At 49.9% G+C, this 12,417-nt stretch carries 5 protein-coding genes, 2 pseudogenes and 1 riboswitch; of the genes and pseudogenes, 1 reads left to right on the top strand and 6 read right to left on the bottom strand.

Annotated elements, in window-relative coordinates:
• Positions 1–887: 887 nt before the first annotated feature.
• The 5 genes and pseudogenes from O3S68_RS02145 to O3S68_RS02125 all read right to left on the bottom strand — a co-directional run bounded on the left by O3S68_RS02145 (position 888) and on the right by O3S68_RS02125 (position 10,315).
• On the bottom strand, positions 888–1,559 hold the full coding sequence (locus O3S68_RS02145) for a hypothetical protein (protein WP_269230698.1): 672 nt from the start codon (positions 1,557–1,559) through the stop codon (positions 888–890).
• Positions 1,560–1,932: 373 nt separating this feature from the next.
• Positions 1,933–2,791 (bottom strand): annotated as a pseudogene (locus tag O3S68_RS02140) (methyl-accepting chemotaxis protein); the annotation flags it as partial.
• A pseudogene (locus O3S68_RS02135) lies at positions 2,782–3,471 on the bottom strand (integrase); the annotation flags it as partial. The pseudogenes O3S68_RS02135 and O3S68_RS02140, both read right to left, overlap by 10 nt.
• 67 nt (positions 3,472–3,538) lie before the next feature.
• A riboswitch (TPP riboswitch) is annotated at positions 3,539–3,634 on the bottom strand.
• A gap of 131 nt (positions 3,635–3,765) precedes the next feature.
• On the bottom strand, positions 3,766–8,481 hold the full coding sequence (locus O3S68_RS02130; RefSeq protein WP_269230697.1) for an autotransporter outer membrane beta-barrel domain-containing protein: 4,716 nt from the start codon (positions 8,479–8,481) through the stop codon (positions 3,766–3,768).
• A gap of 760 nt (positions 8,482–9,241) precedes the next feature.
• Positions 9,242–10,315: a LacI family DNA-binding transcriptional regulator gene (locus tag O3S68_RS02125; protein ID WP_269230696.1), complete on the bottom strand. Its 1,074-nt coding sequence runs from the start codon at positions 10,313–10,315 to the stop codon at positions 9,242–9,244.
• A gap of 268 nt (positions 10,316–10,583) precedes the next feature.
• Between O3S68_RS02125 and O3S68_RS02120 the strand changes: the two genes are divergently transcribed.
• Entirely contained in the window at positions 10,584–11,849 is a 1,266-nt protein-coding gene (locus O3S68_RS02120; protein ID WP_020454344.1) for a maltoporin, read from the top strand.
• A 222-nt stretch (positions 11,850–12,071) separates the two neighbouring features.
• Here the strand turns inward: O3S68_RS02120 and O3S68_RS02115 are convergent, their stop codons facing one another.
• The gene (locus tag O3S68_RS02115; protein ID WP_269230695.1) at positions 12,072–12,389 is read right to left on the bottom strand and encodes a glucose PTS transporter subunit EIIB; all 318 of its coding nucleotides are present in this window, start codon (positions 12,387–12,389) and stop codon (positions 12,072–12,074) included.
• Between the last annotated feature and the right edge of the window lie 28 nt (positions 12,390–12,417).

Genomic DNA, 12,417 nt, shown 5'->3' with positions numbered 1-12,417 from the left:
ACGCTTCAGAGCGTGCGCCAGATCGCCCCAGGCACGTGGCTTTACACCACGCAGAACAGCGAAGGCGGTGCCACCGTCCCGACCGTATACCGGTATTACCAACCCAACGCCGATGGAGCTAGCTTACAGCAGCTTTACGGCGACTTTCCATTCCTGACTGGCAGCAGCACCCTATCGGCGATCGCCGTTGACGGTGACACGGTTCGGGTCGATTACAGCGGCAGGGTATACAGCATCGAACAGCACGCAGGTCGCTATTTTTTAACGTACAGCCTACGGTAAATTTAAGCGCGCCAGATCTGGCCCCGAACCTAAAAAAGTGGGGCTTTATTTATTTTTGAAAATTATTCGGGTACACAACGGCGGAAAATCCCGTCGTTACTGACGTGGGTGTCTTACAGATCGGGTAATAAAGGTATTTCTCAGCCTTCACAAGGAAGGGCACCCTGAATCAGTTGAATCTGATTCAACTTTTCCGTCGTCTCAGGAGTCCATCGCTATTCTGCTAACCTGTTCTGCCCCAGCCAGGCAAACGGGACTCTCTCAGTATGTACCGAACCGTGGTTGATAAAAGAAAGATGGACAGGAAAGGAATATGGTTATGTGGTCAGTGTCAATACAATACCCGAAACGGATTTTTATAGATCTATCCTGATGTTCCCGGTTATCAATCGTGTTGAATAAAGATGAATCAGTTAGATTTTTTAATTACATACTCTGCTAAGAAATGGGTGCTGTATAACACCCATCTGGTTGTTCCTGTTTCCATTTACTACTGTACAAAGCCCGCAACTCTCGAGTGATCCCATTTTCTGTATAATTCACTCGGCGGGCTTATACTTTATTTATACGCTGGTATTACTTTAGGTAACAAGCAACCATGCTTTTTAGTTAATTTGCGTTTTTTTGAAAATTTTCTTTTCATTATATTCAATAATGCTTCTTTTCGTTAAATGATAAAAAGTTGATAAAATAAACCCGATCATTAGCGACAACACGATGAATATACCTGTTTTATATTTCTTACTGACGTCACTTTTACTGATAAATATAAAATCCTTTTCCTTCGAATAGTCCAGCTTTGTAATAAAGGCTATTTTTGTATAAAGTTCACTACCATTCATCACGTTGTTTTTATTATCATCAATTATTCTTTTATACGCCTGATAATCCTGAATATACCAAGAGTTGATTTTTTGATATATCGTTTTAATTGCAGCATCAGCAATCGGTTTTTCTGAAGCATTGCCTCTCCAGGTGAGATTAATTACTTTTGTTCTTTCATCTGCCTGAATAGTAAATCTGTCACTAATGCCTTTGATAATCGACTCAATGAAATTCGACTTGCAATCAAAGTCAGCATTACAATTAATAATCATACTGGGAGCATCACTGTTTATTTTTATTTCATAGCTTATATTTACTTCATCTTTCTCTACCAACAAAAAAACAATTGCTAAAATCAGCGCTGCCGCCATTGAGAAAATGATACTTATACTTTTCTTTTTTATAAAGAAAAGCAACTCGAGTAAATCTATCTCTGTAGTTTGATTATTCATTTTTAAATCACCACATTAATCAACAAGTATGTTAAACAAACAAAAGTCAGTGCTAAAACACCGAAGAACAACTTGGCTGGAATCGTATATTTCATTTTCTTATATGATAGGTAAAAGGATAGTCTACTGCTTATCAAATCGTAAGAAAACTCCTAATTTTGATTGTTTCGCACTTTTTTCCTGCAGACTGATTTTTGCTTAACCCAGCCCAGCCTTACCAACCCCCGCTTCCTTTCAAACGCCTCGCGTTGCTGGAACCGGAGCGCAAAATCACCTTCAAAGATAACGCGACCATAAAAAGAAAGGCAGGCCGAAGCCTGCCTGTCACCGTTTGTCATCAGTTAAGTTTGAAGTCAGCCACAGCCTGTTTAAGTCATTGCGACTGCACTTTCAGCGAATGGGCCGCGGCAGAGGCTTCCTCAACGAGTGCGGCTTTCTGCTGGGTAACGGAATCCATTTGCGCGACAGCAATATTGATCTGCTCAATAGCGCGGCTTTGCTCATTGGTGGAGAGATCAATTTCCGGCATCAGCTCGGACACCTGTTTAACGGAAGCAATAATGAGCTTCATGCTTTCGCCCGCTCACTCCCCCCTTTCGCTGCCAGGCTGAGCCTGAGTGCCGGACTGCTCAATCAACTCCTTAATCTCTTTCGCAGCAACCGACGAGCGCTGCGCCAGATTGCGGGCTTCGCTAGCGACAACGGCAAAACCGCGCCTCTGCTCGCGAGCGCGGGCTGACTCAACGGCCGCGTTAAGCACCAGGATATTAGTCTGGAAAGCAATATCTTCAATCAGACCGATAATTGTGTCGATTTTGCCTGAGCTGCTTTCGGTTTCCTTCATTGAAAGCACCGCTTCCCTCCTGCGCAGAGGTGCGCATGTTGCTGGCAAGCTGGTTAGCCGGGTGCGTGTTTTCTGAGGTGTGTTTCACCGTGGAAATCAGTTGTTCTCAACCGGTAGCCGTTTCGCCAAGGGAAGCGGCCTGCGACTCTGTTCGTGCCGAGAGATCCGTATTTCCTGCGGCAAACTCTTCGGCGGCATGAGCCACGCTTCCGCTTGGATGACGAACCTGTGCAATGATATCCACCAGCGAAAGACGCATCTGCTCCAGCGAGCTGAGCAACGTACCGATTTCATCTTTCGAGCGCGATATCACCGGGCTATGCAGTTCTCCGGCAGCCATCTGCTCGCAGTGAAGACGGGCAGAGTCAAGAGGAAAAAGGACACGACGCCATCGGTTAGCAGCTTCTGCAACACGTCTTTGCCCTCAGTGAGAAAAGTTTTGAATAGTGATTTATAGAGCTTGAGATGCTTGTGGATGGCCTCAACACCAACCAGCTCATCAGGTGGAACATCATCGCATTAGATCTGTTGCTGAATAGTCATCGAGCGATAAGGTTGAAAAACGCGTTTTGGGAAATATTCAATGGTCTCCATCACCTGTTTATTGTCCTGCCTGGTGATAGCCGCGACATTAGTTTCTCCGCCCAAGACAGTTAGCAATACGTCCATATAACGCTCATTCGCCATTGAGATCGATTTCGTCCAGTTTCGCCCCTTTTCGTCTTTGTACGTCGCCCACGCATCCGAGAGGATTAGCACTTTTCCGGGTTCGGCTGGCGGTTGAGATTCCACGATTTCAACAGGAGGAGTTATCTGCTGGTGGGGCAAAAGTGGATTTCTCACAGCCTTGCGTTCTGACGCAATCAGATTAGACAAAAATGATTCGAACACGAGGAGCGGCGTAGCTAATGATTTAATAAAAGGAATGTGAGGCGTAACGCCAATCATCAAAGCAGAGGCTTCACGGAAGCTATCAGTGAGTAGTGATTTCTTATACATCCTGCCATTTGAAAGCCGGATTTGCATGCCGTTTCGCTGAAATGTGTATAGAAGATTTCTGTACCCCATGATTGCGCCCTTTTTGTACCTCAAGTGCATTGCGCACTAACAAAAAGAGAGTCAATCTCATGATAAGTAAGCCGAATTTCGGCTCCCTATGCTGGCATTATCCAGATCAGGTGGTACGGGTATTTCTCAGCCTTCACAAAGAAGGGCACCCCGAGTCATTTAAAAATCAATATGTTGTGGTTAACCGTTGAGTAACCGCCACTCAGGATAATGCGCCCGCCCGGTGTTGTAAACCGGCCTTCCTGCACAAGCACCACATGCGGGCAAACCTTACAAAGAGAAGTGTACAGGCAACTATTTGAATTCATAACGAACACCCAACGTCGCTTGCGTACTGCTATAGCTTTTGCTGCCGAGTTGGTGGCCAACATTGCCCCACAGACTCAGCTGCGGGTTCAACCTGCCGGTAATGCCGATTTTCACTTCGCCGACATTCTCCGCGCCCGCCTGGCTGATTCTTTCACCATCCATACGTGTGGCGAACTGTCGGGTATTGTGGAGCCAGTTGGCTTCGATAAACGGCTGTAACGTGCGCCCGTTGCCATTATCACGCCCGCCATAGCTGTTCAACCAACTGCGGATCCCGAGCCGCGTTTGTAGCGCGTTACTCCCTTCGCCACTCACGCGCGTGCCGTTTGCTTCACGGTGATCTTCAGCTTTTACTCCCATCCAGATAGCCTGCGCCTGCGGCTGGATGTGCCAGTTTGTCCGCGAACCATTGCTGCCGGAAAACTCAGCGGCTTTCCAGTTCCAGGCGGTTTCAACGGACGCACTGACGCCTTTGGCGTGATACGCCTCGGTAGCGAGTTCCTCACCGCTGACGGAATTGCTGAACCAGCTATACTGCGCCCAACTTCCCACATACAGACCGGTTTTATTCACATCGTCGGCATACCATGCGCCGTATGCGCCTGCCGTGTAGCCATTTACCCGCCCGTCAGCGTCGTAACCGCTGATGGTCGAGTGCGTGTGGCTGTGGTTGTTTCCGTACCCGGCCATGACGCCCACACGCCCGCGCCCCTGGCGACCGTCGCGCCACTGTACCAGGTCGCCGCCGAGCATCATTACGTACTGAGTCGACGCGGTTTTCAATTGCCCGCTGTCGTCGCGCGAGCGGTTACGTGTTCCCGCCTGATGCATCCACATGCTGCTCTCTGCGGTATCGCCCTGCTGCGCGTTATCGGTCTCGCTATCCTGCAAACGGATGGCAAACATGCGGTTGGCTGCCGCCAGATTTTCTGTGTAGCTTCCCCCTTCCGGCCGGTTTACCGGCTTAGTGGATTGCGGTGGCGCCGGGTCAGGTGCGGGTAACTCAGACGGCGGCTGACCGGGTTCAGTCGGTGGATCTTCGGATTGAGACGGCGGCTGACCGGGTTCAGTCGGTGGCTGCTCCGGCTCGCTCGGTGGATCTTCGGGTTCGGTCGGTGGGTCCTCGGGGTCGACCGGCGGGTCCTCCGGATCAGGCGGTATGATTTCTTGCATCTGGTTGCTTAAATACCAGTGCGCACGATCCTGTCCGTTGCCGCGCACCAGCCTGTATTCATACGCGCCTGCGACAATTCGCCCCAGCTGGGTAAATCGCCCGGCGGAGCGACCATTAACCTGGATGAGCTGGATCCCGTTCAGCGTTTGCCTGCCCGTGCCGCCAACATTGTTAACGCTGACCATAGTCGTACCGCTGGTACCCCCTTCCACGCGCAGCGTTTCCGTTGCGGCGCTGTCATCCGCCAGAACGGTATTGAAATTAATCAAACCGATTCTGCCCTGGTAATCTCCTTTCACTACCAGCTGGTTACCCGGCGCTTTGCCGCTGTTGGCCGCACCTATCTGAACCGTGCCGCTGTTACTCAGGTTACCGTTAATGGTTAAAACATCGCTCACTGCGGCAGCACCGGCCGCGCGTGCAGACTGCTTCCCGGCTCCAATCGACAACGTGCCGGCATTCGTGACATCGCCCGCGACCGCGCCGTTGCCGATAAGCTCCGCGCCCTGATAGATATTGACGTGCGATGATTCAAGCGTAAATGGCTCCTCGGAGGAGCCAAACTTCACACCGCCAGTCCGGATATTCGTCTCGCCTCTGTAGAGCGCGGCAGCCTGCGAGAGCGTAATGAGACCGGGGCCACTTTTTTCCAGCCCGCCGGAACCGGTCACGCTGTTTTGCACTGTCCAGTCATCATTAGTCACCAGCCGAAGCGTTCCGTCATTGATTATCGAAGCGGAGCTCAGCTGATTTCCTGTATTCACCGTAAGCTGGCTGCCGTCGCGAATCTCAACCGTCCCGCCGAAATGGGTGTTGTCCGCGGAAAACTGAATGTCGCTGCCGTTCAGCACAACGATGCCATTATTGGTGAGCTGATTTTCAAACAGACCGGAGGCGCTGTTAAATTTGAGAAAACCGAGGTTGTCGATGCCCGCAGTCCCCAGCCCCCTGGGAGTATCAAGGGTGACTGACGTCCCCGATTTTATGGTGATGTCGGCGCTGAGCGCGGTATTGTCACCGTGGATAGCCATCTGCCCACCCGTGAAATTCAACGCGCCGCTACCGGTAAGCGCACCAGCGATATCGCCGCCTTTGGTCACCGTCAGGTTGCCGCCCGCCAGATCAATCCGCGATCCCTGCTGGCTCTCCACCGCGCCCAGACTTTGCTGGTAGCCATGAATGTCCAGCACCGTTGCGGAGGCCATGTCGACTAAGGAAGTGTTGCCCAGAGTCTGATCGTTTGCTAAGCGCAACTCACCTGCCACCATCCGCGTTACGCCGGTGTAATCGTTATCCCGATTGGATAATGAAACCGCGGTGTCGGTATTAATTTGTAAATCACCGCTTCCGCTGACTTTCGCGCTCAGATCGGCGGCGTTACCGCTGTTGCCTTCGGCATTCAAGGTCAGGGCGTCATTGCCCTGCGCCAGCAGTTCAAGCTCAGTCAACCCGTAATTGATATACATACCATCCGCGCCACTACCGCTGGTAAGACGATAGTCATAGTGCCCTTTCGCCACCGTCTGGCCATTTTGCGTAACATCGTGCTCCGTTTCCGCGAAAACAGCCTGACCATGTTCATCGACGAGCAGCAAATTTCCGCCTGCGCCGGTCACGGCTTGCTGGCTTTCCACTAGCCTGAGCGCAACACCGGACTCATCCTGTTGCAGGAGCGGTTTGCTGGTATCCGGCGTCTGTGACGTATTTTGCAAGCTGCTGCTGTTGCTGATCTGAATTGTGCCCCGCCCGGACAAATCCACATTTCCGGCCGCCTCCACCAAAGGCAGGGAGTCGATATCACCAAACACCATTGTGCCGCCGTTGAAAGCCAGACCGCCAATCGACTGGGTGCCTGCGCCAACGGTGGTGGTGTTGCCGTTTTCAACATGCAGTATGGCCTGGGTGAGCGCGGCGGTATTGACCCCATCCAGCAGAAAATCATTATTCCTGAGATAGACATTGCCGGAAAAATCACGCCCGACATTAGCGGTAAAATTAAATGAGTTATGGTTATTATCGGCGATAAAGTCGCCCGTACCGGTCAGGTGATTATTAAATTCGAAAGCAGCGTCTGTTTGCGCAGTGAATTCCCCACTCGCATCGACATTCATAGTACCCGAGCCAAAGGCGTTATTACTGAATAATAAATCCTTGCTGGCTGCTGCTTTCCCAGTGATATTCCACATTCCGGCATAGGTGTTTTTATTAATAAAAATGATGACATCCCCTGATACGGTAGTCATACCCGTGCCGATCATTCTATTGGTGAAGGCATAGTGTTCCATCCCGGCAACTTCCAGACCTTGCGACCGGTCGTTGGCGTCGGTATTAATTGTTATAGTATTTGATCCCAGGGCTTTCGTATGTTTAATGGTGACTAAACCGCCGCTAATTACTGTATCACCACTATAATCTGATTCTAAACCGAGCGTGGTATGCCCCGACTGATATTCAACGCTACCCTCACCCAATATTTGCATATTAAAAACATAGCCGTCATCATTCGACTGCGTAGAGAAATTATTATTAAAAATAACTTTATTATCGCCGACCCCACTCATAATAATGCGACTCGCCCGAATATGATTTTGTTCATCCGTTAATGCATCGCCAATATAAAGGGTGTTATTTGCTCCAGATACGCTGCTAAGGTTAATATTTTCTCCCACTTCCACCCAGGCATTATGACCGAGTACCGTTTTCATGTTATTACCGGCGGCCGAGGCATTGAGATTCATATTTTCGTCGATTACCACGTGTTGCCCGGAAGAACCGCCATGTATTTGCCAGGCCGTGTCGCCGGCATGTGTACCGTTAAGGTTCATATCACCGTTAACATGCACGTCCGCATTGCGAATTAATGCGTTTTCCGCAACCGCATTGATATCATTGAGTATTTGATTATTAGAAAGCGTTAAATCGCCGCCAACGTTGACGGTTGCGCCATCGGCAATATGTAACCCTATTCCACCGCCAGTGAGATCGGCGGTAAGATTATCGCCCACATTCAGGATCGCGGAACCGCTAACCGACAACCCACCACTCGCCGCGCCGCCACTGGGTGAAATTGACATATCATGCGCCACCGTGGTCGTGCCGCCAGTCTGGACATACTGGCTTGTTTCAGACTGCAGGTTGATGCTGCTGGCCACGATTACCGACTGCGCATCATAAATACTGATAGCCGTTGACGTGCCAGTACCGGCGCCTGTCACAAGATTACCGAATGTAAATGTGCCGCCGTATCCGTTTGTCAAGGCGGGGACACCACCGATCTGTGCTCCGCCGAACTGAATCTGCGACTGCCCCTTCACAAGCAGATCGCCTGCGCCATTAAGCGAACCGCCATGTAACCATAAATAAGCGTTGTCCATCTCTACTGCATACGGACCTGCGCCGTTTGTGACATTCACGGTGCCAGCCCCGGCGGTAATTTCCAGACCGCTATTCGAAGTGAAGTTAAGGCCATCATTAATATCGTTAACCGGCTTATCGTAAAGGGTGTTTTGCGTAATATTTACGGCCATTGCACAAGGAATGCCCGTAAAAAACAGGAGTATTGGAAAGGTAAGTCTCACTGCGCAGGAAAGGCGCGTAAGTGGGGTTTTCATATTCGGCACGCTATTGAGTGGGTAGTGCGCCATGCCGGGTTGCGAGGTTACAGAGAATTGCGGTACTAACTTACCTGAATTAGATTTCCCCATCCTTTCCATATAGAACTTCCTTATATTTAAAAATAAGCGTTCCTGTAATCTATTCCGGTCAAATACGGACAGAATGCCCTACAGCTAATGCGAACGCACCACGACACCAACTGCATAATTCGTGACAGTCGTGGAAGATAAATTAATGGAACAGATAAAATAAAACGCTATCACATCGAAAAATAACGCCCGAAAGTTAAAATATTAAATATATCCAATTTACTGTTACCGCTAAGACCACAAGGTGTTTATCAATTAAGTAAACGCTTAATAAAACTTCCACTAAAACGTCGACATTAATCCTCACGCAAGTGTTATCTTAACAGCAAATTGATGAACCGCTACCAGGCAAGAGCATTTTTTACTTGCCGTTTATTGCATTCAATGAATTGAGAAATATTAACAAGTTGCCTGTTATTTTTCTGTTAATTAATAAAATTAAAAATCCGAAAATAAATGCAGCCTCAGCGCAAGCCCGAAAATATAGACATGGCGGAAAGACGGAATAAGGGATTGTAAAGTGAACCGGTACGGTGATATCACCCGGCACACATGCCGGGTGACAGGCGACATTAAAGTGCGATCATTTCCATAACTTGTGCGCAATGGCTTGCAGTTGCTGGGCAATCTCTTGCAGGTTGGTGTCCTGCGCCTGCAGTGCCCCCGTGGAATGGCGCACAATGAGCCGCGCCGGCAGTACCGAAGAGCTTCGAGTGGCATCACCGTGACCGCTGTCGAGCAGCCGCCGAACCGCTTCCTTACCCTGTAAATCAAGATCCAGCGAGACGGTGGTCAGCGCCGGATAAAAGAACGAGCTTTCGTAGGTGTCGTCGTAACCGATGACCGATTTCTCACCGGGGATCGCCACCTGGTGCTGATGAAACGCGCTTAATACGCCCAGCGCCATCTGGTCGTTACCTACCAACACGGCGGTAAAGTTTGGCGTTTCACGCAGCATCTGTAGCGCACCGGCGTAACCACTCTGCGCGTCCCAGTTACCGTGGAAAACCATCACCGGTTTCAGTCCATAGCCGTTAAGGGTTTCGATCCAGCTTTTCAGGCGCAGCTTCGCAGAGACGGAACTCTCCGGTCCGGCCAGTAAGGCAATCTCCCGGTGCCCCATATCGTACAGGTGTTTGACGCTGGCACGGGTTCCGTCTGCCGGGTTAAACGAAACGTTAAACACCGAACTGTAAGGATCAACATCGAGAAACAGACAGACGATATCATCGTTGTCAGACGCGATGCGCTGCGCCTGTTCGGTCTCCAGCGGCACGTTGATGATCACTTTATCGACAAGCTGTGACTTCAGTTCGTTGATAGCAGACTGGATATCATGATTGACGTTCTCATCAATCATCGAGATCAGCACCTGGTAACCATCGAGGTTGGCGTAGCGTTTTACCGCCGCGGCCACCTGCGATGGCGCGTGCAGCGCCAGCGAAGTGGTCACCAGCCCAATGGTCTGGCTCTGCTTGCCGACCAACTGTTGAGCCAGCCTGTTGGGGACGTAGCGCAATAACTCTATGGATTTCTCAACCTTGAGACGCGTGGCTTCGGATACATTGGCAGATTTGTTGAGTACCCTGGACACGGTCTGATAGGAGACACCCGCATGGCGGGCAACGTCTTCTAACGTCGCACTTTTAGACTTCATGGTCCGGTTCCTTATGTTGTTATGCGCCGATTGTAACAGGGGCCATCTAAAAAAACGCTCACCACACTTTTCCTCGTCTCTTTTTTGCCAAATAAGTATCACGCTCACAATAGCGAACATTGTGAACGAATTCGCTACCCGTAACAAAAAACGCTGATTTATTTGCACTTAATCACACATTCGCAATCGTTAGTTTGCCTGTTTTTACATTTAGGCATTTTATGACAGCGTTTATGTGAACGTAATACAAAACAATAAGAGGAATGATATGAACACTACGCTACGCACTCTCACACTTGCGTTAGCCGCTGCGCTGACTTCACCATCTATCCTGGCCGCCTCATCGGTGCCTATCGACTTTCACGGTTACCTGCGCGGCGGCGTAGGCGTGTCGGGCGATGGCGGACAGGTGGAGTGGCAGAAAAACAAACTCGGCCGCCTCGGTAACGAATCCGATACTTACGGGGAGGTGGAACTGGGCTCGGAAGTGTATAAAAAAGACGAAGTGAGCTTTTACCTCGACACCATGGTGAGCATGGTTTCCGACGGCTCCAACGATAACGAAACCACCATTGGCGATGATGCCCAATTCGGTTTGCGCCAGTTAAACCTGCAAATCAAAGGGCTTATCCCTAACGATCCCAACGCGGTGATCTGGGGCGGTAAACGTTACTACCAGCGCCACGATCTGCACATTATCGATACCAAATACTGGAACATTTCCGGTTCCGGCGCAGGCGTTGAAAACTACACCTTAGGCCCGGGCGCAGTATCCGTGGCGTGGATCCGTGGCGACGCCAACGATGTCGATTACCGCGTGGATAACGATAACGACGTCAACATCAACTACATCGACCTGCGTTACGCGGGCTGGAAACCGTGGTCAGGCGCGTGGACCGAGTTCGGCGTTGATTACGCCATGCCAAACCCGACCAAAAAACAGAAACAATATGGCGGCCTGTATGAAGCCGATGATGGCGTGATGGTAACCGGTGAAATCAGCCAGGATATGTTTGGCGGTTACAACAAGCTGGTGCTGCAATACGCTAACAAAGGGCTGGCGCAGAACATGGTGTCGCAGGGCGGCGGCTGGTACGACATGTGGCATTACGTTAATGACGCCAGCGGCTATCGCGTGATTAACACCGGCCTGATTCCGATTACCGATAAGTTCTCGCTGAACCACGTGCTGACATACGGCTCGGCCAACGACATTACCGAATACACCGACAAAACACGTCTGGTTTCGCTGGTTGGCCGCGCCCAGTATCAGCTCACCAATTATGTACGCCTGATTGGTGAAGTCGGCGGCTTCTACCAGAAAGATGATTATAAAAACGGTACTCACTACAAACAGAGCGGCGAAAAATATACTTTTGCTGTCGGTCTGGCGGATGGCCCAGAATTTATGTCTCGTCCTGAATTACGCCTTTTCGCCTCCTATTTAAATGATTCGGAAGACGGGAAATCATTTGAAGATGGAACGAAAAATAATACCTGGAACTTCGGTGTTCAGGTTGAGGCCTGGTGGTAATACGCTTCATCCTGCACGTTATCGCTTTGTTGGTTAAATTTGTTTGCTCTGGCGATTTATTCTAATAAGCCAATACCGGGAAACTATTATGCCGCAGTAGGATAACGCACCATGTTGTCTGTATTAACGAGTAACATCATTATTTATTTTATCTCCGCAAACTGAGCAAAGTTGCCACTGTTTTATTTCGGGATACCCATGCAGGTATCCCTTTTTTATCTATTAGCGAGAGGAGAAATGTTCATCAAGCAATTTACGTAGCGCGTCAGACTGTTTGCCAAAAATAGCATGAACTTCTTGCCCGAGAATAATCACCCCCAGCGCCCCTTCATTTTGTAGCGCCTGAGAATCGACAATAGCCAGATCGTTTACCGTGACGCGCAAACGGGTTAAGCAGGCATCCACATGCGCAATATTCGGCGCGCCACCAAAGGCTTGCGCCAGTCGCTGGATTTTCTGCAATTCCCCCTCACTAATCGTCGTTGTTGCCGCATTTTTCGCTTCAGAGAAGTAGTGCAGGAAGGATTTAAGGCTCACCATAATAGTCTCCTGATAATCAGCAGATAAA

Source organism: Kosakonia sp. SOY2 (assembly GCF_027109175.1).
Classification (GTDB): domain Bacteria; phylum Pseudomonadota; class Gammaproteobacteria; order Enterobacterales; family Enterobacteriaceae; genus Kosakonia.
Note: the sequence above shows the minus strand (reverse complement) of the source record. Positions and strands in the feature narration are given on the sequence as shown.

Coding starts and splice junctions, on each gene's coding strand:
- O3S68_RS02145 (WP_269230698.1), bottom strand. CDS start 1,559: ATGAATAATCAAACTACAGAGATAGATTTACTCGAGTTGCTTTTCTTT.
- O3S68_RS02125 (WP_269230696.1), bottom strand. CDS start 10,315: ATGAAGTCTAAAAGTGCGACGTTAGAAGACGTTGCCCGCCATGCGGGT.
- O3S68_RS02115 (WP_269230695.1), bottom strand. CDS start 12,389: ATGGTGAGCCTTAAATCCTTCCTGCACTACTTCTCTGAAGCGAAAAAT.
- O3S68_RS02120 (WP_020454344.1), top strand. CDS start 10,584: ATGAACACTACGCTACGCACTCTCACACTTGCGTTAGCCGCTGCGCTG.
- O3S68_RS02130 (WP_269230697.1), bottom strand. CDS start 8,481: ATGGCCGTAAATATTACGCAAAACACCCTTTACGATAAGCCGGTTAAC.